Source organism: Sorangium sp. So ce1036 (assembly GCF_051369805.1).
GTDB lineage: Bacteria > Myxococcota_A > Polyangia > Polyangiales > Polyangiaceae > Sorangium > Sorangium cellulosum_F.
Map to the genome: position 1 here is coordinate 7,686,233 of NZ_JBBMOX010000001.1, position 21,913 is coordinate 7,708,145.

Sequence of the window (21,913 nt, forward strand, 5' to 3'; positions counted from 1 at the left end):
CGTCTTAGCGAAACCGGCGCCCGACTGAAAGCGATCCGCCGCGCGGCGCCGGGGGCGGCCGTCCCCCGGCCCGCGCCGTCCGGGCACCGGGGCCGCGGCCCGGATGTTCACCGGGGATTTCGTTGCTACACTCCCCACGTGCCGAACGGGGAAGCGAAAGTCCCGGGGGGCTCTCCTCATGGAGAGCCCGATCTCGGCGACGGGTTTCAGGGGTTCCGCCGCGAGCGGAAGACCGAGCCGCTCGATCTTCCGGTCCTCGTGGTGAACCGCTTCTTCCAGCCAGTGCAGATCACGACGGCGCGGCGCGCCTTCCTGCTGCTCTTCGGCGGCGCGGCCCTCGCCATCGACGAGGCCGGCGATCTCCACGATTTCTCGGCCTGGCGGTGCTTGCCGGTCCGGGAGAAGGACGACGGTCTCCCCGTGGTCGGCGGCTCGCTCCGCGTGCCGCGCGTCCTCCATCTCCGGCGCTACGATCGCATGCGGCGCCCGACGATCCGGCTCACGCGGAAGAACGTGATGCTCCGCGACGCGCACCAGTGCCAGTACTGTGCGCGCCGCCCGCCCCTCCGGGATCTCAACATCGACCACGTGCTCCCGCGCTCGCGCGGCGGCGAGGACTCCTGGGAGAACCTCGTGACCGCGTGCCGCACGTGCAACCTCCGCAAGGGCTGGCGCACGCCCGACGAGGCCAGCATGCGGCTCATCCGCCAGCCGCTCCCGCCGCGGTGGTCGTCGACCATGCAGATCCTGCTCGGCTTGCCGCATCCGTTCGACGAGTGGGACCCCTTCCTCAAGACCGGCTGACGCCCGCCATCGCAGGGCGCCTCGCGGCGCGGCCCCCCTCCCGGGGGCGGCGCGGCTCCCCTCCCGGGGGCGGCGCGGCTCCCTCCCGGGGGCGGCGCGGCTCCCTCCCGGGAGCCGGGGCGTGGGGCGAGCGCTCGCGGGACCGCGGCGACGCGCCCCTCCGCGTCGCAGTACGCGACGGCGCTCCCCCGTCCTCGGTGCAGAGGAGTCGGCGTGGCGAGGAGAAAAACACGAGGCGCCTCGCCTCCGCTCGGCCGGACCGTTTAGTATGCGCGCCATGCGTCCCTGCGCCGCCGCCAGCGCCGTGTTCACCGGAGTCCTCCTCGCCGCTGCCCTGTTCGCGGCCTGCTCGAGCGGCACCACGCCGCCCTCGCCGCCCGACAGCACGCCGCTCGGCTCTCCCGCCCCGCCGCCGGCCACGGATCCCGGCGCCGAGCCCCCGGTCGCCTCCGGCGGGGCCGCCGCCGCGCCGGTGCTGCCGGACAGGCCGGCGCCCCGTCGGAAGGCCGAGACGGTCGAGGATTGCAAGGAGCTCGCCTCCGAGATCACGAACGAGCCGCCGGACGGCGGGGTCGTGATGAACAACGCCATGACGTCCGCCGACGCGGGCTCGAGTGATCGCTTGCAGCCGCTCGTCGACACGATCAAGGCGAAGCGCGACGCCTTCCGGTGCTGCTTCGATCTCTACGCCCGCAAGCATCCGGGCGCGCAGGGCAAGATCACCTGGCAGCTCAAGCTGAAGCCCGACGGGGCCGTCGAGGAGGCGATCATCGTGCGCGACAAGAGCGACGTGACCGCGCCCCAGGTGGAGTCCTGCATGGCGGATCTCGCGGCGTCGATCCCCTGGGCGCGCTCGCCGAGCGGCAAGGAGACGGTCCTGACCTACCCCTTCGATTTCAAGCGACGCAACTAGCCGCGCGTCGCCGGCGAGGAGCACGTCTGTGTCGAGCGATGCTTCGGGGATCCTGCGCGGCTCGGGCCACCCCGGCCGCAACGCCTATGCCGAGCTGCTCCGTGACACGCGCGGCCTGAGGCGGGAGCAGCAGCAAGCCCGCGAGGCGTGGTTCGCGCGCCTCGCGGCCGACAAGAAGGAGGAGACGCTCTTCGAGCTCGAGATCCTCCTGAAGGGCGTCGCCTGCTTCGCGAACCCGAGGAACCACCCCGGCGCCGGGCGACGCCAGACGATCGTGAGCCACGACTTCCACGAGCACCTCCAGCACGCCCGCGACGGCATGGCGCGCGTGGTGCAGCTCACGCGCACCATGCTCGGCGATCGCGATCGCGCCTTCGTCTTCCAGCGGTACCTGGAGACGGTGCTCCCGGAGGACACCGCGCGCACGCGCCTCCTGCACGCGACGATGGCGCAGGAGTCGCCGGAGTCGAGCCTCTTCGTGCTGAGGCACGGGTTCACGAACCTCATCGAGGTCGCGGGCGGGCTGCTCCGGCTCCCGCGGGTCAACTTCAGGCTCTTCTACGCCCACCTCGCGACGGCGATGCGAGAGATCGCCCAGAGCGCGTTCTTCAACCCGCTCCACGCGCTCGAGTTCCGCCCGGAGTTCGATCGCATCGCGTCGACGCAGGTCCTCGAGCTGATCCAGCGCGTGCCCGGCGAGCAAGCGCACCGCCTCGTGGCGCTCACGTTCCTCGCGCTGTTCAGGATGCTCCGGTACCTCCGGCTGCTCGACGCGATCGCCATCGATCACTCGGATCGCCACGTCGCCGGGCGCGGCTACCTGGTGCTCGCGGTCCTGCGCAGCGACGCCCGCGCGCTCTCGAACTACCTCCGGCGCCGCGCCGGCTCGCTGCTCGCCGACAGCTTCGAACGCGATCTCATGCGCGTGGCCGCGAGCGACATCGTCGCGCGCCATGACGAGCTCGCCGCCGAGGGGCACCGCCTCCTCGCCACGAAGGCCGCGCTGACCGGGCTCTCCGCGAACCTGCGGCTCGAGATGCGCCGCGCCTTCGAGCACGATCTCCCGCCCGCCGACGCGCTCGTGAGCGAGTCCGAGTACCGCGTCCGCCTCCGCGCCGCCTCGCACGGCCTGCGCCCCGCGCTGCAGAACGCGATCCTGTTCCTCGGCCGCGCGCTCGGCGCGAAGCTCGAGGAGGGGCGCGTCTTCGATGATCAGGCAGCGCGGCGCGCGACGAGCGATCGCCTCCGGCGCGACGTGTGGATGTTCGCCCAGATCGCGCGCGCGTTCGCCAGCAAGGCGCGCCAGACGGGCCCCGCGCCCGATCGATGGACGGGCATCGCGAGCTTCGCGTTCGTTCGCGAGTTCCTCTCGTATTTCAAGGCGATGGGCTATCCGCTGCTCCGGGTGGGCGACTACCCGCGCGTCGACGCGTTCATCGCGGCGATGACGGCGCTCGAGGACAGCGATCTGCTCGATCCGCAGCGGCTCGACGCCGCCATCCGCGAGTGCGAGGCGTTCCACGAGTTCCTGATGAAGCTCTTCGAGCAGATCTCGAAGCGCGAGGACCTCGTCGGCGTCCCGTTCGATCGCAAGGGCGCCGCGCGCGCCCTCCGGCTCTACCTCGGCGAGCGCACCTGAGCGACGCACCGCCGCCGGGAGCAAGGCTCGCCGCCGTTCCCGGGGAAACGCCGCTGGAGGCCGCGCGCTCCCCTGCCGGTGCCGCGCCGTCAGCGCGGAGACGAGCCCGCCGTCAACGCGGAGACGAGCCTCGCCTCATCGCCAGCGCCCGCAGCCCCCGCCATACCGCGGCGGCGCCGCCGCAGGGACGTCTTCACCTGCTCGCGTGCGCTACTCCAGCGCTGTGTCCAGCGCCGTCTCTCCGGCGTTCTTCACCCCCCGAGCGCCCCTGTGGACCCACCCGTCTCGTCGCGGTCGGTGGGTCCGCTCGCAGCGCCTCGATCCACCAGGAGGTGCGAGGCGCGCCTGGAGCGCCTTATTCCGACTCGTCGGACGGCGCGACGCTCACGGGGGCGGGTGCTGGCGTGCTCTTGCGCGCGCCGCGGGTGCTCGCGGCCTTGGCCGGCGCGCGCTTGGCAGCCGCACGTCCGCGGGTCGCGGCCGCCTTCTTCGGCGCAGCCGCCCTCTTGCCTGCGGCCTTGCGCGCCGGCTTCTTCGCGACCTTCTTGGCGGGCTTCTTGGCGGCGGCGCGCTTCGGGGTCTTCTTGGCGACGGCGCGCTTCGGGGCGGCCTTCTTCGCTGCCTTCCGCGCCGGCTTCTTCGCGACCTTCCCGGCCTTCGCGGCGGCGGGCTTCTTGGCCGACTTCGTCACCTTCTTCGCAGGCTTCTTCGCGGTCTTCTTAGCAGCCATTGGAAATCCTCCTGCATTCGCCCCGGCACCCGGGCATCGCCGAACGTCCTCGCCGATACAATTTCCTGACCGAGGCAACAGATGTTGCACGACGTATATTGCCACGCATGGTGACGGTCAAGGAAAATCTTGCAGGGCCTAAACTGATGTATCCCGTGTGTTCCAGGCAAACTGGTCTGCAAGCGTTGCGAGGGTAAACGCCGGATCAGGCCATGGTGAAATCCACCAGGCGCCAGAAACGGTCGATTTTTGTTGACAATCAATCGAGGCTCTGTCTTGTCGCGCGCCGCTCCTCCCCGGCGATCGCGCGCCTGTCCGGCGCCGCGAAGAGCGCTGGACGACTCATGGTCGCACGGAGCACCCGCGTTGCGCAGGCTCTAGAGAGCCTTGTGCGGCGCCATTCGCCTCGCTACCGTCGCGCCGCCCGCGCCGAGCTCGCTGCTCATGGGCCTGAGCTCCGCGCCGCTCTAGGAGGAAAGGTATGTTGGTTCGTCGCTCGACGTCGTGGTTGCTGCTGGGCGCAACGCTCCTTGCCGGCTCGGGAGCGTCCGGATGCGGCTACTCGGAAGAGGAGATGCAGGCGAAGATCCGCGAGATCGAGGGCCTGAAGACCCAGCTGAGCGCCGAGCAGGCGCAGAACAAGAAGGCGAAGGGCGAGCTCGACGAGGCCGCGGCCAGGATCGAGCAGCTCAAGTCCCAGCTCAAGGCCGCCGGCGTCGACATCTCCAACCTGAACGCGAACCTCGAGCAGCAGGCCCGCGCGCTCGACGACTTCCGCCGCCGCGCCCAGCAGCTCGAGGACATCAAGAAGCGCTTCGAGGTCCTGCGGGAGAAGCTCCAGGCGCTCACGAAGCTCGGGCTGAACGTGACCGTCCGCAACAACCGGATGGTCATCCAGCTGCCCGGCGACGTCCTCTTCGACTCGGGCCGGGAGACGCTGAAGAAGGACGGCCAGGACATCCTGCTCAAGGTGGCCGAGGTCATCCGCAACGATGCCGGGCTGTCGGCGCGCTCGTTCCAGGTCGCCGGGCACACGGACAACACCCCGCTCGCCGGCGGTCGCTTCAAGGACAACTGGGGGCTCAGCGTCATGCGCGCCCGCGAGGTGCTCGCCTTCCTGCTCCAGCCCGAGGACAAGGGCGGCGGCGGCCTCAAGCCGGAGCGGTGGAGCGCCTCCGGCTACGGCGACACCGACCCGGTGAAGCCCAACGACACCCCCGAGAACAAGCAGGCGAACCGCCGTTGCGAGCTCGTGGTGCTGCCGAACGTCGAGGAGATGCTCGACCTGAAGACGCTCACCCAGTAGGTCCAGGCGGATGCGCGTCGCGGCCATCGACATCGGGACGAACTCGGTCCTCCTGCTCATCGCCGAGCGCCGCGGGGGCGACCTCGTCGCGCTCGTCGAGCGCGCCACGATCACCCGGCTCGGCCAGGGGGTCGACGCGGCGCGCGCGCTCGCGCCCGAGGCCGTGGAGCGCACGCTCGCCTGCCTCGCCCGCTACGGCGAGGAGCTCCGGACCCTGGGGGCCCAGCGCGTGGATGCCGTCGGGACCAGCGCGATGCGCGACGCCGCCGGCGGCGAGGCGTTCATCGCCCGCGCCAGCGAGCTCATCGGCGCCGCGCCGCGCGTCATCTCCGGGCGGGAGGAGGCGGAGCTCACGTTCGCCGGCGCGCTGACGGGGCTCGATGCGCCGGCCCAGGGGCCCAGGGTCGTGTTCGACGTGGGCGGCGGGAGCACCGAGATCATCGTCGGCGGAGCCGACGGCGCGGTGGTGCAGTCGGCGAGCCTCGACGTGGGCAGCGTCCGCCTGACCGAGCGTCACATCCGCTCGGACCCGCCGGCCGAGGCCGAGATCGAGGCCGTGCGCGCGGACGCCCGGGCCGCGCTGGCCATGTTTCCAGCGGAGCGCCTGGCCGCCGCGCCCACCCTGGTCGGCGTCGCGGGGACGGTGACCACCCTCGCTGCGATCGTGCGCGACGTGGTCCCGTACGACGGCGCCCGCGTGCACGGCGCCAGGATATCCCGGACGGAGATCGTCGCCCTCACGTCCCGGCTCGCGTCGATGCCGCTCGCCGCCCGCCGGCAGCTTCGCGCCCTGGATCCAGCGCGCGCCGACGTGATCGTGGCCGGCAGCGTGCTCATCGAGGAGATCCTCGCCTGGGTCACCAGGATATCCGGAAGCTCCGTCGATCTCGTCGCCTCCGATCGCGGCGTCCGCTGGGGGCTGGCCGAACGGCTCTGCCTCCCTTGAGCCTCCCCACCCGCTGAAGGTCGGACGGATTTCTCCCCGGCAATCCGCCCACACCCCGTTGGCTCGACCACATATTTGAGCCATCCCACCCAGGTCAGGTCCGCCACCTCTCCCGGAGACGCCCGCTCTGCCCTAAGCTAGGGGGGCGAGCCGGCGCGCGCCTAGGCGGATGCCTCCACTGGCACACACTGTGACCCCGCCCGATCTCGAGAAGAAAAACGCAATGATAATCCCACGATGGGTCAGCTACGGGGAATTTTGTTGACGTATCTGCGCCGGATCACTAGAGTGCGCGCGCCTGGCGCAAACCGGCCCTTTTTCGAGGGGGCCGTTCCCCCAACCTCAGTCCCTTCCGCCCGGAACCGTCCGCTTCTTCCGCCGCTGACCAGGATTCTGCTTTGCACGCCGGAGCACCGACCTCTCGAGGGTCACGGCGGTGGTGCTCGCGCGCTTGCCTCTCGAGCAGCGTTCTCGAGCGGCGATCTCGGCGTTTTTCTCGGAATGCGCGACGGTGTGTGTTGGTTCTGCGGGTCCAGGTTCAACCGCATGTTCAACGGACGCTCCCCGAGGAGGATCTCGGGGAGCAGACGAAAAAAATAAAGAGACGGCGGGGTGGAAGGCAAAGGAGACGATATGCAGGCTCGTTCGGAGATCCAGTTCAAGGTGGGCGACAAAGCCGTCTACCCGGCCCAGGGCGTGGCCGAGGTGGTCAACATCGAGGAGAAGGATATCGCGGGTAATCGCCAGCGGTTCTATGTTCTCCGCATCTTGGACACGGATCGAAAGATCATGGTTCCAGTGAGCAATGCGAGCGCGGTCGGCCTTCGCCAGGTCATCTCAGAGCAGGAAATCCGGGAAATCTTCGATATTCTCCGCGAGCGCACCATCGCGTTCGACAACCAGACCTGGAACCGCCGCTACCGCGGCTTCATGGACAAGATCAAGACGGGCTCGATCTACGACGTCGCGGAGGTGCTCCGCGACCTCTACCGCCTGAAGACGGACAAGCAACTCTCGTTCGGTGAGCGCCGCATGCTCGACACGGCCCGGACGCTGATCGTCAAGGAGATCGCGATCGCCCGGGGCCAGACGGAAGAGCAGGTGAAGACCGAAATCGAAGCGATCTTTCTCGCCAACTGAGGCGAACCCTCATGGTTAGCGGCCCTGCGGCCGCTGCCGATGGAGGCCGGCATTGCCGGCCTCCGGGCTTTTGTGGGTCCGAGTTGCCAGGCGGGAGGCACGGCGACCCAGGGCGGCGAACGCTCGATCGCGGCTGCCCGGCGGGGCGGGCGCTGCCCTCGCTCGGCGATCGCCGCCGGGCCGCCCTCGCTCAGAGATCGCTGCCGGGCCGCTTCTGCTCGGGGGGGAGCGGAGGCAGCGCCAGGTCGACGCGCCAGCCTGCATCCTCGTACACACACGGCACCTGGGCGCGCTCGCCCGGGAGCAGGCCGGCGACGTCGACCAGCGCGTGCGCGCCGGCGATCTGGGCGACGTAGCGCTGCGGCTCGAACCGCAGGAGGAAGCGCGACGGCGTGATCATCGCTTCGGGAGCGATCGCCTTCCCGGTCGCCGCGCTGTAGCGCTGCGCGCGCGTCGCCAGGTTGTCCCGGGCGCGCCGGGACAGGAGCTCGAAGGCCGCCTTGGCGTCGGCCGGATCGCCGTGCAGCTGGCGCAGGCGCGCGATCAGCTCCCGCACGGCGCCGTCAGGCGTGCCGTTCGGGGGCCGCCTGCTGCACCCGGCGGAGGCCAGCGCGGCGAGCGAGAGCGCGATCGCGACGCCGACCCCGCGCAGACGCGAGGCGGCCCGTCGATCGCTGCGTCGCGAGCCCTGCCGGTGCACCGCCATGACCGCCTCCCCTTAGAACGCCTCGTCGCCGGCGTCCACCGCGCGCACCCGTCCCGCGCGCCTCATCCGCCGCACATCGCCGCCTCGCCCCCTCATCCGGGCGCTGCGCCCGCGAGCGCGCCCGCCTGACGGAGCGCCTCGTACAGGACGATCGACACCGCGTTCGCGAGGTTGAGAGAGCGCACGGCGCCCAGCGTGGGGATCCCGAAGACGTCGTCCGGCATGCGGGCGAGGAGCTCGGGGTCGAGGCCCACGCTCTCCTTGCCGAACACCAGGGCGTCGCCCGGCCGGAAGTCGGCGTCGAGGTAGCTCCGCGTCGCCTGCGCGCTGAACAGGCGCAGCCGCGCGTCCGGGTGCCGGTTCTGGAAATGGGCGAGGTTGAGGTGCTGCTCGAGCGAGACCAGGTGCCAGTAGTCGAGCCCCGCGCGGCGGACGCTCCGCTCGTCGATGCGGAACCCCAGCCTGCCGAGCAGGTGCAGTGGGCTCTGCGTCGCAGCCGCGAGCCGCGCGATGTTGCCTGTGTTCTGCGGGATCTCCGGCTCGACGAGCACGATCCGGAACGGCGGATCGAGCGGCGCCGCGCGGAGCCGGGGGCGACCGTCCTTGAGCACGGCCTCTCTTTCCGCGACGCGCCCGCGCGCCGCAACCCCCGAGCGCGCCGATCGTGCATCCGGCGCCGGCCGCGACCTGGCCGGCGCGGCCCCGGAGGAGGCAGCCAGCCCACGTGGGGCGACGCAAAACGTGATCGGAAAGCGACGAGGTGCCTCTGTTCGCTTGACGGCTGTGCGAGCGGACACGTAGCCTCCCGCCTCGGAGACTCGCTCGGTATGCGTGCATCGTGCTGGATCGCCTCGGCCATTGCCCTTGCAGGTGTTGTGTCGTCCTCGGTGGCGACCGCGGACACCATGGATCCAGCCCTCGCGCGGCTCGTGCGCGACTCGGGCTGCCGCCTGGTGGGGCCGGACAAGGGCCTCTACTACAACCCCGCCTCGCGCTACGAGCGCTGCCAGACCGACGACGCCGCGTTCGCGAAGCTCATCGCGCAGTACGGCTTCGCGGTCGCGCCGTCGGCGATGCACGCGGCGCGGACCACCGGCTACGGCGGGTTCGAGATCGGCCTCGAGGCCGACTTCACGAAGATTGACAGCGACGCGGATTACTGGAAGCGCGGCACCCAGGGGCCGCAGGATCCGACGACCAAGGACTTCTCGATCGAGAACAGGAGCCCGGACGCCTTCCTGCAGCACTACGCGCTGAAGGTGCGCAAGGGCTTTCCGTTCGGGTTCGAGCTGACCACCGCGGTCGGGTTCCTCGCCAACACGAACCTCATCAGCGCGGGCGCCGACGTGCGCTGGGCGCTGTTCGAGGGCTTCCGCAAGGGCATCCCCGCCATCTTCCCGGAGGTCGCCGTGGGCGGCAGCGTCCGGACGGTCACCGGGACCGAGGAGTTCCAGCTGACGGTCGCCGGCATCGACGCGCAGGTGTCGAAGCCGCTGCCGATCTCCGGCACCGTGGTCGTCACCCCGTACGCCGGCTACCAGTGGCTCCGGATCTTCGGCGACTCGGGGCTGATCGATCTCACCCCGAACACCGACGCGGTCAGCTACTGCAACTTCCGGGGGGTGAACTCGCCGGCGACCCCCGTGGAGGGGCAGGGCGGGGCGCCGGTCCCCTACGACGGCCAGCCGGTGTGCTCGGGCGGCTCGCAGGCCGACTTCAACAACACCGTCGTGTTCGACGCCGTGCGCATGACGCGCCACCGGCTCCACTTCGGCGCCCAGCTGCGCTTCCAGATGGTCAAGTTCGGCGCGCACTTCATCACCGACGTCGTACCGCCCGAGGACGCGAACCAGGGCGAGGCCTACGAGATCGCCGGCGAGAACAAGTTCGCCGGGCTCGGGCAGCAGTGGACCCTCGCGATCGATCTCGGCGCCGTGTTCTGAGGCGTCCCCGCGGAGGGGGCTGCGCTTCGGCGTGGCCCCGCTTCCGACGGGCACGGATCGCGGGCCCGCATCGCGCCGGTGTGTTCCGCGCTCAGCGCTGCGCGCGCGGCGTGGCGTCGGCTCCCGACCGGCGCGGCTCGTGTGCCCGCGCCGCGCCGGTGCGCGCCGCGCTCAGCGCTGCGCGCGCGGCGTGGGCAGCGTGTACCCGAGCTCGGCGAGGATCGCCCGGAACGCGCGGTCCTCGTTTCGCGCCACGGTGAGGTGTTCCATGAACTTCTTGAAGTTGCCCTGAGCGGCCGCGTCGGCTGCGCGCTCGCTGTTCTCGAGCACGAGCAGGAGGTGCGGGTGCGCCCTGGAGACAGAGGCAGGACACTCCATCCTGGCCGCCACGCGGGCGCGCGCCTCGGCGAGCGCGTGGATCACCAGGACGAGCTCCTTGTCATGCGTCCGCGGCTGGAGCAGGTCCCCTTCCCTGCGGGCCTCGTCGAGGAGCAGGCTCGCCCGGTCGAGGTAGCTCCCGGCCCAGGCGGGCAACGCGATGAAGAGCGCGCTGAGCGCGAAGGTGATGGCAAGGAACAGGTGACGGATCATCGGCTGGGTCCTCGGTCGTTCATGGGTCGCGAAGGGGACGCCCCGCCGCTCTCCGGCGGCGCCTCCCTGCCCTCGGGCGCGCCTCCCAGGGCCTCGGCGAGCGCCCCTTCGGGCGGTGAGACGGGCGCGGGCCCCGGCGCGGCGCCCGCCGCGAGCGCCTCGAGCGCCGCGCGCGCGGCGGCCTGCTCCGCGAGCTTCTTCGATCGGCCCTGGCCGGTGCCGATGACCTCCCCGTCGACCTCGACGGCGACGAGGAACGCGCGATCGTGGTCCGGCCCCTCCGTGCCCACCAGCCGGTAGCGCGGCGACGCCGCGCCGCGCGCCTGCACGCGCTCCTGCAGCTCGCTCTTCGCGTCGCGCCCGAGCGAGCTGCCGCTCGCGAGCTTCTCGAGCGGGCTCGCGACGATCTTCCGGCTCAGCGCGCGCGCGCTCTCGAAGCCGCGATCGAGGTACAGGGCCGCGACGAGCGCCTCGGCGGCGTCGGCGAGCACGTTCGTCTGGTCGCGCTCCCCGGCGACCTCGGCCCCGCGCCCGACCCGCAGCGCGGCGCCGAGCTCGATCCCGCGCGCCCACGCCGCGAGCGCGTCCGTGTTGACCAGCGCCGAGCGCATCATCGAGAGCTCGCCCTCCCGCGCCCCCGGGAAGCGCTCCATCAGCAGCTCCGTGACGCAGAGGCCGAGCACGGCGTCGCCCAGGAACTCCAGGCGCTGGTTGTCCACGCGCCGGCTGCCTCGCTGCTCGTTCGAGAAGCTCGGATGGGTCAGCGCCTCCTCGAGGTGCGGCAGATCCCCGTCCAGCCCCAGATCCAGGCGCCGCAACAGCTCGCTCGGGAGCATCCCACGCACCTTGCCCACGCGCGACGTCAGGCCGGGTTGAGGCGGTCGGTCAGCTCGGCCAGCTCGAGATCGAGCGCCGTCAGACCGCCGGCGTCATGCGTGGACCACGCGACCCGCACCTTGCCCCACGACAGCGCGACGTCCGGGTGATGATCGCGCCGCTCGGCCAGGAGCGCGACCCGCATCACGAAGCCGACCGCGGCCCCGTAATCCGGGAACGCGTAGCTCCGCTCAATCCGCTCGCCCGCTCGCGCCCAGCCCGGGTGAGCCGCGATGAACCCGGCGATCTCATCGTCCGGGAGCCGATCCCGCTTGCCCATGGGGTGGAACTATGAGCCAAGCTCCGCCGCGGTGGAACCCCGGAATGCGGCTCCCGGCCCCGGGGATGCGACCCCGGACGCGCGGTGACCGCCCTGCGCTTGCGCTATCCTCCCGCCTCGATGACCGCGCTCCGCGCGTGCCCCTTCTGCCGGGAGCTGTTCGAGGCGAGCGAGGCACAGACGTGCCCTGCCTGCGGCCTCCGGCTGGAGGCGCTCTCCAGGCTTCCTCCCTCGTACGACGCGCTCCACGAGGACCCGGACGAGCCGCTCCCGCCGCACAGGGAGCCGCTCCCCTGGACCTACGCCGGGCGCTGCAGGGGGCCGCTGCTCGCGCTCGCGGTCCTCGGCCTCGCGGCCTTCTTCGCGCCGTGGGTCCACGAGACCGCGCCCGAGCTGCGCGACCTGAGCGGCTTCGGGCTCGCGCGCAGGCTCGGGTGGATGTGGGCCCCCGCGGTCGCCTTCTTCGTGATGATCCCCCTCGTCTTGACGCGGAGATCCATCCACCAGATGCGCGGCGCGCGCGTGGCCGTCGCCTTCCTCGCGGCGACCGCCCTCACCACCGTCGCGCTGCGGCTGCTGTTCACGCCGGCCAGCACGCTGCTCCGCCCCGTCCGCTTCACGTGGGGCTACGGGCTGTACGCGACCGGGGCGATCGCGCTCCTCGCGCTGATCACCGCGGCGTTCTTCGGAGGAAGGCTCGACGACCTCCCCACCGGGCAGCCGCGACGGGGCGACGAGGTGCTGCACTGATCGCGCCGCGCGCCGCGCGCAGCGCGCAGCGCGCCGTCCAACGGATCGCTCGCCGGCGCCGCGCCGTGGAATCCTCTGCTCCAGGCGCGCGCCGATCTCCGAGGACGAAGCGACGCCCCCGCGCATCCGGTGCGTCCGGCGCGGGGCATCCGGCGGGTCCGGCATCCGGTCGGAACGTGCTCCCGGGCGTCTCGGGTCGACAGGCCCGCGCGTGCGGCGTACCCTTGATCGGAGTAGCTTTGGTCCGCTGCTCGGAGGTGCGCCATGGCCAAGGAATCTGCCAGCGTACGCCGTGAGCTCGTCCGGGACCTCGTGCGGGACGACGAGGTCTTCGATGTCCCCGCGGCGGTCCTCTGCGCGTGCTGCGGCCAGCCCGATTGCGCCGGGTGCGCTGCGGCGAGCGACGGGAGCTCGGGGGTCGTCGCGATCATCCCCTGGGAGCGCCCCGTCGGCAGCGTCTGGTCGCGGCTCTGGGCCACGTCGAAGGCCACCACGCTGGGGGCCGAGACCTTCTTCGCGATGATGCCCGACGGCGCGCTCCCTTCGGCCATGCGGTTCGCGTTGCTGGCGGAGACGCTCGCGATCCTCGCGATGATCGTCGCGCTCCTGCCCGTCGCGGCGCTGGCGCTGCCGAGCCTGACGCTGGAGCTCGCCCGGAACCCGGCCGCGCGCGACAGCGCCCTCCAGTGCCTCGCTGTCGGCGTCCCCGGGCTGACCGTGTGGATGGTGCTCGCCCACACCGTGCACGGGGCCGCCCTCGACCTCGGCGCTCGCCGCCAGGGCGCGCGGCCAGAGCGCCGGCGCGCCCTCCGCTTCGGGCTCTACGCGTGCGGCTGGGATCTCATGGCCGGCCCGCTCGGCGCGCTGGTCATGCTCGTCACGAGCGGCGTGCAGGGCGCCGGGCAGGTCCTCTCGGCGTCGCTCCGTGTGCCGGGCAAGGCCTCCACGGCGCTGCTCCAGGGGGTCTATGCGCTCCGCCCCGAGGCCGCGGAGCGCGCCCGGCGCGCCGGGAGCGTGGCCGCGCTCGCGCTCACCGTCGCCTCGGGCCTCGCCGCCGTCGCGCTCGTCCTCGCCGTCAGCTGACGCGCGCCCGCGGCGGCGCGTCAACGCAGGTCGTGGCGCGGCACGGGCGACGGCGGGGGCGCGCCCGGGCGCCGGCTGCTCGCGAGGGTGCCCGGGCGCCTGAGCGGCTGCAGATCGCCCGTCGAGGTGACGTCGATGAGGTCGACGAGCTCGGGCGCGTGGCCCGAGACGTCCTTCGCGCGCAGGCGCTCGAGGAGCTTCTTCACCCGCGCTTCCACCTTGCCGTGCGCGAGGATCCGGCGGATGGCCGGCGCCTCCTGCTCCAGCGGGCGGCTCACCGCCTTCCTGCTCTGCCGCCGCCAGAGCACGGCGAAGCGATCGCCGTCCGGGACCGGCTCGGGCACGAGCTCCGCGTCCTTCACCCGCGCGGCGGCCTTCAGGAGCGCCGGCGAGACCGTGAGCCCCGGCTCCGCCGTGGCGCCGTCGAGCGCCACGAAGCCGAGATCACCGCCGCGCATGCCGGTGGCCTTGTCGAGCGACCTCTCGCGCGCGAGATCCTTGAAGCGCTGCGGTGAAGGGTCCTTCTTGAGCTCGGCCAGGATGGCCTCCGCCTCCTCGCGCGTCGCGACGACGATGCGCCAGAGCGCCACCATGGCCGGGGCGGTGAACTTGTCCCGGTGAGCCTCGTAGTAGGCGCGGACCTCCTCGTCCGTCACCGGGGAGCGCTCCGCCACCTCCGCCTGGATGCGCTGCAGCAGCGCCGAGCGCAGCACGCCGCGGACGCGATCCTGCACGTCGGCGCGCTCGGACAGCCGCTGCGACGCGGCCCCCTGGGCCAGGAGCAGCTCGCGCACGAGGACCTGGCTCACGAAGCGCCTCCGGATCTCCTCCGGGGTGCGGCCGAGGCTCTGGAGCTGGAACGGCGGGATCTGCGCGAGCCTGCGCTCGACGTCCCGCGCCGTGATCCCCTGGTCGCCGACGCGCGCCACCACCGCGTCCGCCGCGGCGGCGGGCGCCGGCTGGGCCTCGGCGCGGAGAGACAGGCCGGTCGACGCCGCGCCCGCGACCGCCATCGCGGCCGCGGCGAGGGAGAGCTTCACCGTTCTCGCGCGCATCGCGGCGGGTTATCCCCGCGACGGCAGGCAAGGTCAAGCGGCGCCGTGGCGCGCGGTCTCGGGGGGAGGCGCGCTGCCCCGGCCCTCTCGCTGGCCGCCCCGGAGCACCCCCGCCTTGCGCAGGGCGTGCGCGTCGAGCCCGACGAACCGGTAGGCGTCCGCGGAGAAGCCGTAGGCGCGGTGGAGGTGCCTCAGGCCCTCCACGAGCTCGGCGGTCACCTCGACCGGGGGCGGAGGCGGGTACGCCTCGCGGATGGAGGCGAGCGGCTCGCCGAGCTCGAGGAGCTCCTCGACCCGGGAGAGCACGTCGATCGGCTTGAGCGCCCGCTTGCCGCGCCGCGAGACGCCTTCGGCCAGCTCCGCGAGCAGGCGCCGGCGCCGGCGCTCCGTGCGGCCGTCGCCGGCGCGACCGCCGCCACCCAGGAGCAGCTCGTTGAACCGGCGCGCGGCCCGGCGCTTCTCGACGGCGTCCGGACTTCCCCGGCGGTTCTGCGCATCACCATCCCGCTTGGATGAACGGGGCGCCTTGGTGGATCCGGCCGCGACGGCCGGCGAGCTCTTCGTCTTCACGATCCTCGGCAGGAGCACAGCAGCGCTCGAGGAGCCGGGAGCCCCCCGGCACATCTTCCGGCTGTCTCCGCAGTATAGACAGCTCCCCTTCCCGCTTCGAAGAAAGCAGCGGACGCTCCGCCGCGGCGCGCGCGCCGCTCCGCGCCGGGCGTCAGCGACCGCCCGCGCACCAAGCGAGCGCGGATCCCACGGCGGTGATCACCCAGATCGGCCACGTCGCGCGCACGAAGCCGCCGAGCTCCGCGAGGGCGCCGCGCCGCGCGCGCCGCGCCGCCTCGGCGTGCCCCACCCGGCGCAGCTGCTCGCGCTCGATCTGCTCGCGCTCCTCGTCGTCGAGCGGATCGCTCCCGGCGAGGTGGTGCAGGTGGTGGGTCACCTCGTGGTCGATCGTCTCGTCGATCTCCGCGTCGACGTCGAACCCGGGATCTTCGCGAGCTTCCAGTCGGAACGTCCGGTAGAAGATCCGGATTTCCGGGGGGCGGGCGATCCCGAGATCGTCCGCGGGCGTCCCGGGCGTGTAGCACCCGAGCAGCGGCTCGCCGCCGTCATCGCAGGCGGGCACCCCCGCATCGATGAAGAGGTCGATGTTCCGCACGCCGCGGGCCGCGTAGATCCGCTCGGCCGCCGCGCGGACGCGCGCCTCGAACGCGTCGAGGTCCGGGAACGCGCCCGCCCTCCGCGGCGTGGAGCCCGGCGCACCGCGATCGTCCTCGCCGTCGCCGAGGGCGCGGAGGGGGGCGCGCTCGAGCTCTCGCTCGAGGGGCACATCGAGATCGTTGCGCGCGCCGCAGCCCGGGCAGCGGTGGACCGCGACGAGCCGCGCCGGGTAGCGCGCCTCGTGGTAGAGGTCGACGATCGCCGCCCACGCGTCGTCCGGCGCCCTGGCGAGCGCGTCGGCGATCACCGAGGCGCGACGCTCGCGGCCGAGCGCGGCGACGCCCATCGCCGCCACCAGGGACGGCGTGACGCGGAGCGCGCCGTCGCACGGCGCGCGGAGCAGCGGCATGGCCTCCTCGACCGTCCGCTCCACGAAGCGCACGCTGCGGCAGAGCGCGCGCCCCACGCGGAGCGCCGGCACCGGGTGCGACGCGCCGAAGTCGAACGGGCGATCGAGCTCGGGGTCGTCGAGCTCCCCGTCGGTGAACGGCCCGATCTCCAGCAGGCTCGACGGCGCGACCTCGAACGGAGCGCCGCAGTTCTCGCAGGAGTACGCGCCGGGCTCCTCGGGGACGACGCCGGCGAACGCGAGCAGCGCCCGCAAGACGTGGGCGTCGGGCAGCGGCAGGCCGAGCGGATCCAGCGGCGCGCCGCGCGCATCGGCCAGCACCGACGGGCCCGCGAGGATCTGCACGCCGCGCGCGCACGCGCCGATCGGCGCGCGCTCCCCGGCGTCGCGGTCCGCGCATGCGCCGAGGACGGCCGCCGCGTGAGCGCGCGCGGCAGCGTCCGACAGGCGCGCCACCCTGCCCGAGGGGAGGTGCACCCGAGCGGGGAGCGGGCGTTGCGCGGATCTCGGCATCGCTCGGCGGCCTATAAAAGAGAGGGCGCGCGCGTTCCAGCGCGGGGCCGCTTCGTCCGGCCTCCGGCGCTCTCCTCGAGCGGGCGCGCGCGTTCCAGCGCGGCGGAGCCGCTTCGTCCGGCCTCCGGCGCTCTCCTCAGGGGTCCTCGCTGGCCGGCGAGCCGCCCGGAGCGCCGCCCTCGGCCGTGGGGGACGGGCTCCAGGCGTCGCGATCCCTGTCGGCGCGGGGCGGCCCGCGCGTCGCGCGATCGTCCTCGGTCCCGGTGGCGCCGGCGAGCTCGGCCGCCACGGCCGCCGCGAGCGAGCCGCCGATCAGCGGAGACGCCCCCGCGACGAAGGACGAGGGCGACGGCTCCGAGGACGAGCGATCGCGGCGCCGGGCTCGCCCGACCACGGGCGCGCGCTCGCCGTCGCCGGCGGGATCCGGCGCGGCGGCGCCCACGCGGTGCAGGGTCGGGCGGAGCTGCATGCGCCCGAGGGACAGGCTCGCCGCGCTCGCGGGGGGCACGCTGGACGAGGGCTCGACCCCCACCGGCCAGCCCCTGCCGAAGTCGAGGTAGCGGGTGATCGCCAGGGCGTAGACGAGCTTGCGCACGAGCGGCTCGGGCGCGACCCCGGACCGCACGAGCGCCGCGAGCGTGGGGGTGGAGCGCTGGAGCGCGTCGATCACGGCGCGCTCGCCCTCGACCAGGCCGAAGCGACCCGGCTCGAAGGCGGGGTGCAGGCGGAGGGGGGTCGCCCCGATCCGCTCCAGGGTCCGCTCCAGCCGCGTCGAGCGCTCGCCGTGCTCGCGCAGCCCTGCCCAGAGGAGCGCGAGGGGCTCGACCTTCGCGGGATCTCCGCCCCAGTCGGCCAGCGCGTCGAGGCCGTCGAAGTAGCGGTACCTCGTCTCCGGGGGCAGCGCGAACAGGCGCATCATCCGCCGCACGAACTGGACCTGGGCGAGCCAGTCGATCGTGGCGGTGTCGAGGCAGCCCGACAGCAGGAGCACATCGCCCAGGAGGCCCCTCGTCGCGAGCGCATCCGCCAGGGTGTCGGCGGAGATCACCCGCTCCTCGAGCAGGATCTCGCCGAGCCGGGCATAGCCGTCGCTCGGGCGGATCTTGACCGGCACCCCCCTGACGATCCGCAGGGTGTGCTCGGCGCCGGTGGGATCGAGCAGGACGAGCGCGCCGGTGATCCGGTGATCGACGGCGTAGACAAAGAGATGGGCGAACGGCGTGCGCTCCAGATCTCCTTCCGCCGTCGCAGGACCGTCGGGAGACATCCTGCGCCAAGCTACCATAGCGACCGCGCGCCGGCGGCCCCTTTCCAATGCGATCACGCGCCCCGCCGCGGGCCGCCACGAGCCGCCACGAGCCGCGAGCGCGCGGATGTCATGCGCGTGTCACACGTCCAGCGCGGCGGTTCCGCGCTAGGGTGGTGGGATGCCGCGCGGACATGTGCTGGTGCTCGACGACGAGCGAGCGATCTTGACGACCCTCCAGAAGGCCCTGTCGCTCGAGGGCTACACGGTCGACGTCGCCGGCGGCGTCGCGGTGGCCGAGGAGAAGCTGGCGAAGCGGAGCTATGACATCGCGCTCTTCGACGTCTCGCTGCCCGACGGCGACGGCGTCGAGCTGCTCCAGCGCGTCCGCGCGGCGGGCTCGGATCTGCCGGTCCTGATGATGAGCGGCCACGCGACCATCGACGCCGCCGTCCGCGCGACGCGGCTCGGCGCGATCGATTTCCTGGAGAAGCCGCTCTCGACCGATCGGCTGCTGCTCGTGCTCGAGAACACGCTGCGCCTCGTGCGGGCCGAGGCCGAGGCGAAGGCGCTCAGGACGCAGACCGGCCAGGTCGGCGAGCTCATCGGAGAGAGCCGGGCGATGCTCGATCTGCGCGAGCAGATCGCGCGGGCGGCGAAGGCGACCGCGACGGTGTTCGTGACGGGCGAGCGCGGCACCGGCAAGGAGCTCGTGGCGCGGGCGATCCACGGCGCGTCGAAGCGGGCGCGCGGGCCGCTGGAGAAGATGAACTGCGCGGCGGTCCCGAGCGAGCTCATCGAGAGCGAGATGTTCGGGCACGAGGCGGGGGCGTTCACGGGCGCGACGAAGCAGCGCCGGGGCAAGTTCGAGCGCGCGAGCGGCGGCACGCTGTTCCTCGACGAGGTCGGGGACATGCCGCTCGCGATGCAGGCGAAGCTCTTGCGGGTGCTGCAGGAGCGGGAGATCGAGCGCGTGGGCGGGCACGAGACGATCAAGGTGGACGTGCGCGTGGTGGCGGCGACGAACCGCGACATCGAGGCGGCGTGCCGCGAGGGGCAGTTCCGGCCGGACCTGTACGATCGGCTGAACGTGCTGCCGCTGTCGCTGCCGCCGCTGCGGGCGCGGCGCGAGGACGTGCCGCTGCTCGCGCGGCATTTCCTCGCGCTCGCGACGCAGGCGAACGACAGGCCGGGGATGGCGTTCACCGACGGCGCGATGAGGATGCTGGTCGCCTACAGCTTCCCGGGGAACGTGCGGGAGCTGCGCAACATCATCGAGCGCCTGGTGATCCTGACGCCCGACGACACGATCGACGAGGGCGACGTGAAGGTGTGTCTCGGGGGGCAGCAGGCCGCGATGAAGGGGGGGCTCTTCCGGCCGGGGGTGCCGTTCCGGGTGCTCTCGGAGGAGGCGGAGCGGACCATTTTGGAGGAGGCGCTCGGCCACCACGGGGGGCAGATGGCGGCGACGGCGCGGGGGCTCGGGCTCGAGCGGAGCCACCTCTACAAGAAGTGCAAGGCGCTCGGGTTGCGCGGGGACAAGGGCGAGGCCGAGGACGAGTAGGCCGGGGTCGCGCCGAGGGGGCCCCTCTGCCGAGGGCCCGCGCCGAGGGGAGGGTCTGCGCGGCGGCCGCGGGCGGGCGCTCGCCATCCGCCGAGGCGGGAACGTGGAGCTTGCGCATCCACCACCGCCCGGCATGTCTCCCTTCGGGCCTTGCCTCCTGGGACGTTTCGTCGCGCGCCACACGAGGCGCGCCTGAAACGTGGAGCCCGCTGCGACCTCATGGCACCTCGGTCGGTGCTCGATCGCGCCCGCCCGCGGCCGCCGCGCAGACCCTCCCCTCGGCGCTACGGGGGTGGATGGGGGATTGACCGCCACGATCACCCAGACGGACATCTCCCCCTCGGCGCGATGGGGGTGAATGGGGACCGATCGCCACGGTCACCCGGACGGACAGCTCCCGCGTCATGAGCCTGGGAGGCAGGAGCCGGTGGGCGGGACGCATGGCCGGGACCGCAACGGGTGTGGTACGCGGAACCGAGATGCTGCGAGCGCTGCACTTGAAAGGGGTGGGGCCGGCCGACCAGCTCGACCTGGAGCTCGGCGAGCGGCTCAACGTGATCACGGGAGACCATGGGCTCGGCAAGAGCTTCGTGCTCGAGGTCGCCTGGTGGGCGCTCACCGGAACGTGGACGGGTCGGCCGGTGCTGCCGCAGCCAGGTAAGGAAATGGGCGGCGCTCCGTACCGGCCGCCGTCGTCGCCTTCGCCCGATCCTCAGCCTTACCTCTTCGAGGAGAGGCAGCTCTGGGACGGGCTCGATCACAATGGCAGGCCCGTCTGCAATGGGCTCATCCAGGACTGGGTGACGTGGCAGCTCGAAGCGGCGGACGGCGACGAGGTCCACCCGTTCCAGCTCCTCTGTCGCGTGCTGGAGCAGCTCTCCCACCCCGAGGAGAAGATGACGCCCGGCAAGCCGGTGCGGCTCTACGATGTGGCTGTCGGCCCCGGGGACCGTCGACCACTTCGTCTCACGCGACGAAGATCGCAGCCTCGCGTACGAGTGGACCAACTTCCGCTACGCCGCGGCGTGGATCAACCGCAGCAAGAGCGCGCTCCGGTCCGACCAGGTCCTGGATCCGTTCGAGGTCGGCGATGGCTGGTTCGAGGTGATCCTCCCCTCGTGCCAGATGGTGCTGGCCGATCGCTGTCCTCCGGAGCTCCGTGAGCGCGCGCAGACCATGCTGAAGCGGCTCAAGCTCGGCGACGGCGAGGGCGTCGTTTCTTACCGGCAGGAGTGGTACCGGATGTACTGCGAGGGAGAGCTCAGCCTGGAGGGCCTCGCTCGCAAGGCGCCCCTCATCGCGCGCGCGGTGCGGAAGCAGCAGGAGCGGGCAGCCGCCGAGCCATCCGGGAATGACACCGTCCCGCGCACCTCACGGTCTGACTTCTAAGATTCATGATCGGCGCTGCGCGGCGTGGACCGGCGGGGCGTGACGCTCGGGCGGCTCAGCCGCCGTCGGGCTCCTCGGCGGCGCCGCGCTTCCTCGACGCCTTCGACGCGACGTCGAGGAAGAAGCCGCCCACGTAGGCGCGCTGGCGGGGGAAGCGGGCGTCGAGCGAGCCCTTGAGGCTCGCGAGGGCGAGCGCCGACTCGACGACGAGCCGCGCGCCCTCGCTCGCGAGCCGGGTGCGCGCGGCGTGGCCGTCGTCGCGCGCCTTCAGGAACTCCTCCTGCTTGTTCGCGCGCGCGGTGAGGTCCGCCTGGATGGCCGCCTTCTCGTCGAAGGGGGGAAGATCGTTCATGCGCCCGACGGCGGCGAGCACGGCGGCCGGCTCGCTCGCGATCGGCGCGCCGGTCAGGTCGTCGATGCGCTGGCCGAACGCGTGCGTCGCGTCGAGCCCCGACTTGCCGCGGAGCGCGAGCTTGGTGCGCGCGTTCGCGGCGCGCACGCCGCGGTCGAGCACCTCGTCGCCGATCTCCACCGTGGCCTGCTGGATCTCGCCCGCGCCGAGGTCGTGCTCGTCGAGCGCGAGGTAGACGGCCTTGAGCTGCGCCGCGAGCGGCTCGAGCTTCGCCTGCTCGGCGGCGAAGAACGCGCGATCCTCGTCGCTGCGCTCGATGTCGGCGGCGACGGCCGCGGTGAGGGAGCCGATGGTGTGGCTGAGCGCCCGGCGCATGGTCCGGATCGAAACCGTGGGGCCTGCGAGCATGAATACCTCCCCGTAGATGTTCGCGATCATGGGAGCGAGCGGCCTGGACAGTCGTCAACAGGAATCTGGGGTGCGAACGGCGTGATGTGCCGCCGGGCGGCCG

Annotated in this window: 22 protein-coding genes; 11 read left to right on the plus strand and 11 right to left on the minus strand. The window is 72.6% G+C overall.

Annotation, left to right across the window (positions count from 1 at the left end; translation table 11 throughout):
* The first annotated feature begins 138 nt into the window (after positions 1-138).
* From WMF31_RS28890 to WMF31_RS28900, 3 genes are all read left to right on the plus strand, one after another.
* On the plus strand, positions 139-804 hold the full coding sequence (locus WMF31_RS28890; RefSeq protein WP_436605037.1) for an HNH endonuclease: 666 nt from the start codon (positions 139-141) through the stop codon (positions 802-804).
* A 277-nt stretch (positions 805-1,081) separates the two neighbouring features.
* On the plus strand, positions 1,082-1,717 hold the full coding sequence (locus WMF31_RS28895; protein ID WP_436605038.1) for an AgmX/PglI C-terminal domain-containing protein: 636 nt from the start codon (positions 1,082-1,084) through the stop codon (positions 1,715-1,717).
* Between the two features lie 28 nt (positions 1,718-1,745).
* Positions 1,746-3,356, plus strand: coding sequence for a hypothetical protein (locus WMF31_RS28900; protein WP_436605039.1), 1,611 nt, complete (start codon positions 1,746-1,748; stop codon positions 3,354-3,356).
* A gap of 355 nt (positions 3,357-3,711) precedes the next feature.
* Here WMF31_RS28900 and WMF31_RS28905 read toward each other — a convergent pair whose 3' ends face one another.
* Positions 3,712-4,086, minus strand: coding sequence for a histone H1 (locus WMF31_RS28905; protein ID WP_129346460.1), 375 nt, complete (start codon positions 4,084-4,086; stop codon positions 3,712-3,714).
* Positions 4,087-4,567: 481 nt separating this feature from the next.
* Here WMF31_RS28905 and WMF31_RS28910 point away from each other — a divergent pair, with 481 nt between their 5' ends.
* From WMF31_RS28910 to WMF31_RS28920, 3 genes are all read left to right on the plus strand, one after another.
* Positions 4,568-5,392 carry an OmpA family protein gene (locus WMF31_RS28910; RefSeq protein ID WP_436605040.1) on the plus strand — a complete coding sequence of 275 codons (825 nt, stop codon included), beginning with the start codon at positions 4,568-4,570 and terminating at the stop codon, positions 5,390-5,392.
* A gap of 10 nt (positions 5,393-5,402) precedes the next feature.
* Positions 5,403-6,338: a Ppx/GppA phosphatase family protein gene (locus WMF31_RS28915; RefSeq protein ID WP_436605041.1), complete on the plus strand. Its 936-nt coding sequence runs from the start codon at positions 5,403-5,405 to the stop codon at positions 6,336-6,338.
* A gap of 633 nt (positions 6,339-6,971) precedes the next feature.
* Positions 6,972-7,478, plus strand: a complete 507-nt coding sequence (locus WMF31_RS28920) for a CarD family transcriptional regulator (RefSeq protein ID WP_012234339.1) — start codon at positions 6,972-6,974, stop codon at positions 7,476-7,478.
* A gap of 190 nt (positions 7,479-7,668) precedes the next feature.
* Here WMF31_RS28920 and WMF31_RS28925 read toward each other — a convergent pair whose 3' ends face one another.
* Both WMF31_RS28925 and WMF31_RS28930 read right to left on the minus strand, forming a co-directional pair.
* Entirely contained in the window at positions 7,669-8,184 is a 516-nt protein-coding gene (locus WMF31_RS28925) for a hypothetical protein (protein ID WP_129346457.1), read from the minus strand.
* 92 nt (positions 8,185-8,276) lie between these two features.
* A complete protein-coding gene (locus WMF31_RS28930) occupies positions 8,277-8,795 on the minus strand; it encodes a tRNA (cytidine(34)-2'-O)-methyltransferase (RefSeq protein WP_165373091.1) in 519 nt (172 codons plus the stop codon).
* A 294-nt stretch (positions 8,796-9,089) separates the two neighbouring features.
* On the opposite strand from WMF31_RS28930, the gene WMF31_RS28935 reads away from it, so the two are divergent.
* Positions 9,090-10,127 (plus strand): hypothetical protein, encoded by a 1,038-nt coding sequence (locus tag WMF31_RS28935; protein WP_436605042.1) that lies wholly within the window; start codon positions 9,090-9,092, stop codon positions 10,125-10,127.
* A 171-nt stretch (positions 10,128-10,298) separates the two neighbouring features.
* On the opposite strand, the gene WMF31_RS28940 is transcribed toward WMF31_RS28935, so the two are convergent.
* Genes WMF31_RS28940 through WMF31_RS28950 form a run of 3 tightly spaced genes read right to left on the minus strand, consistent with a single transcriptional unit; the run spans position 10,299 to position 11,874 of the window.
* Positions 10,299-10,718, minus strand: coding sequence for a hypothetical protein (locus WMF31_RS28940; protein ID WP_436605043.1), 420 nt, complete (start codon positions 10,716-10,718; stop codon positions 10,299-10,301).
* Positions 10,715-11,554, minus strand: coding sequence for a ribonuclease III (rnc, locus tag WMF31_RS28945; RefSeq protein ID WP_436605044.1), 840 nt, complete (start codon positions 11,552-11,554; stop codon positions 10,715-10,717). The genes WMF31_RS28940 and rnc overlap by 4 nt, the downstream gene beginning before the upstream one ends.
* Before the next feature lie 26 nt (positions 11,555-11,580).
* Positions 11,581-11,874: a 4a-hydroxytetrahydrobiopterin dehydratase gene (locus WMF31_RS28950; RefSeq protein WP_436605045.1), complete on the minus strand. Its 294-nt coding sequence runs from the start codon at positions 11,872-11,874 to the stop codon at positions 11,581-11,583.
* 120 nt (positions 11,875-11,994) lie between these two features.
* Between WMF31_RS28950 and WMF31_RS28955 the strand changes: the two genes are divergently transcribed.
* Positions 11,995-12,624, plus strand: a complete 630-nt coding sequence (locus WMF31_RS28955) for a hypothetical protein (RefSeq protein WP_436605046.1) — start codon at positions 11,995-11,997, stop codon at positions 12,622-12,624.
* Between the two features lie 264 nt (positions 12,625-12,888).
* A complete protein-coding gene (locus WMF31_RS28960) occupies positions 12,889-13,707 on the plus strand; it encodes a hypothetical protein (protein ID WP_436605047.1) in 819 nt (272 codons plus the stop codon).
* A gap of 20 nt (positions 13,708-13,727) precedes the next feature.
* Here WMF31_RS28960 and WMF31_RS28965 read toward each other — a convergent pair whose 3' ends face one another.
* The 4 genes from WMF31_RS28965 to WMF31_RS28980 form a co-directional block, all read right to left on the minus strand.
* The gene (locus tag WMF31_RS28965; RefSeq protein WP_436605048.1) at positions 13,728-14,762 is read right to left on the minus strand and encodes a peptidylprolyl isomerase; all 1,035 of its coding nucleotides are present in this window, start codon (positions 14,760-14,762) and stop codon (positions 13,728-13,730) included.
* Between the two features lie 33 nt (positions 14,763-14,795).
* A complete protein-coding gene (locus WMF31_RS28970) occupies positions 14,796-15,332 on the minus strand; it encodes a hypothetical protein (RefSeq protein WP_436605049.1) in 537 nt (178 codons plus the stop codon).
* A 151-nt stretch (positions 15,333-15,483) separates the two neighbouring features.
* A complete protein-coding gene (locus WMF31_RS28975) occupies positions 15,484-16,815 on the minus strand; it encodes a metallopeptidase family protein (protein WP_436605050.1) in 1,332 nt (443 codons plus the stop codon).
* A gap of 172 nt (positions 16,816-16,987) precedes the next feature.
* Positions 16,988-18,118 (minus strand): hypothetical protein, encoded by a 1,131-nt coding sequence (locus tag WMF31_RS28980; RefSeq protein WP_436605051.1) that lies wholly within the window; start codon positions 18,116-18,118, stop codon positions 16,988-16,990.
* Between the two features lie 160 nt (positions 18,119-18,278).
* Here WMF31_RS28980 and WMF31_RS28985 point away from each other — a divergent pair, with 160 nt between their 5' ends.
* On the plus strand, positions 18,279-19,661 hold the full coding sequence (locus WMF31_RS28985; protein WP_436605052.1) for a sigma-54-dependent transcriptional regulator: 1,383 nt from the start codon (positions 18,279-18,281) through the stop codon (positions 19,659-19,661).
* Between the two features lie 927 nt (positions 19,662-20,588).
* A complete protein-coding gene (locus WMF31_RS28990; RefSeq protein WP_436605053.1) occupies positions 20,589-21,050 on the plus strand; it encodes a hypothetical protein in 462 nt (153 codons plus the stop codon).
* Positions 21,051-21,105: 55 nt separating this feature from the next.
* Here WMF31_RS28990 and WMF31_RS28995 read toward each other — a convergent pair whose 3' ends face one another.
* The gene (locus tag WMF31_RS28995; protein WP_436605054.1) at positions 21,106-21,810 is read right to left on the minus strand and encodes a hypothetical protein; all 705 of its coding nucleotides are present in this window, start codon (positions 21,808-21,810) and stop codon (positions 21,106-21,108) included.
* Positions 21,811-21,913: the final 103 nt, after the last annotated feature.

Excerpts from the sequence above, each read along its gene's own strand:
- WMF31_RS28915 (WP_436605041.1), top strand. The coding sequence starts at position 5,403 with ATGCGCGTCGCGGCCATCGACATCGGGACGAACTCGGTCCTCCTGCTC.
- WMF31_RS28955 (WP_436605046.1), top strand. The coding sequence starts at position 11,995 with ATGACCGCGCTCCGCGCGTGCCCCTTCTGCCGGGAGCTGTTCGAGGCG.
- WMF31_RS28985 (WP_436605052.1), top strand. The coding sequence starts at position 18,279 with ATGCCGCGCGGACATGTGCTGGTGCTCGACGACGAGCGAGCGATCTTG.
- rnc (WP_436605044.1), bottom strand. The coding sequence starts at position 11,554 with ATGCTCCCGAGCGAGCTGTTGCGGCGCCTGGATCTGGGGCTGGACGGG.
- WMF31_RS28965 (WP_436605048.1), bottom strand. The coding sequence starts at position 14,762 with ATGCGCGCGAGAACGGTGAAGCTCTCCCTCGCCGCGGCCGCGATGGCG.
- WMF31_RS28895 (WP_436605038.1), top strand. The coding sequence starts at position 1,082 with ATGCGTCCCTGCGCCGCCGCCAGCGCCGTGTTCACCGGAGTCCTCCTC.
- WMF31_RS28935 (WP_436605042.1), top strand. The coding sequence starts at position 9,090 with ATGGATCCAGCCCTCGCGCGGCTCGTGCGCGACTCGGGCTGCCGCCTG.
- WMF31_RS28940 (WP_436605043.1), bottom strand. The coding sequence starts at position 10,718 with ATGATCCGTCACCTGTTCCTTGCCATCACCTTCGCGCTCAGCGCGCTC.
- WMF31_RS28910 (WP_436605040.1), top strand. The coding sequence starts at position 4,568 with ATGTTGGTTCGTCGCTCGACGTCGTGGTTGCTGCTGGGCGCAACGCTC.
- WMF31_RS28950 (WP_436605045.1), bottom strand. The coding sequence starts at position 11,874 with ATGGGCAAGCGGGATCGGCTCCCGGACGATGAGATCGCCGGGTTCATC.
- WMF31_RS28995 (WP_436605054.1), bottom strand. The coding sequence starts at position 21,810 with ATGCTCGCAGGCCCCACGGTTTCGATCCGGACCATGCGCCGGGCGCTC.
- WMF31_RS28925 (WP_129346457.1), bottom strand. The coding sequence starts at position 8,184 with ATGGCGGTGCACCGGCAGGGCTCGCGACGCAGCGATCGACGGGCCGCC.
- WMF31_RS28905 (WP_129346460.1), bottom strand. The coding sequence starts at position 4,086 with ATGGCTGCTAAGAAGACCGCGAAGAAGCCTGCGAAGAAGGTGACGAAG.
- WMF31_RS28980 (WP_436605051.1), bottom strand. The coding sequence starts at position 18,118 with ATGTCTCCCGACGGTCCTGCGACGGCGGAAGGAGATCTGGAGCGCACG.
- WMF31_RS28920 (WP_012234339.1), top strand. The coding sequence starts at position 6,972 with ATGCAGGCTCGTTCGGAGATCCAGTTCAAGGTGGGCGACAAAGCCGTC.
- WMF31_RS28960 (WP_436605047.1), top strand. The coding sequence starts at position 12,889 with ATGGCCAAGGAATCTGCCAGCGTACGCCGTGAGCTCGTCCGGGACCTC.
- WMF31_RS28990 (WP_436605053.1), top strand. The coding sequence starts at position 20,589 with ATGTGGCTGTCGGCCCCGGGGACCGTCGACCACTTCGTCTCACGCGAC.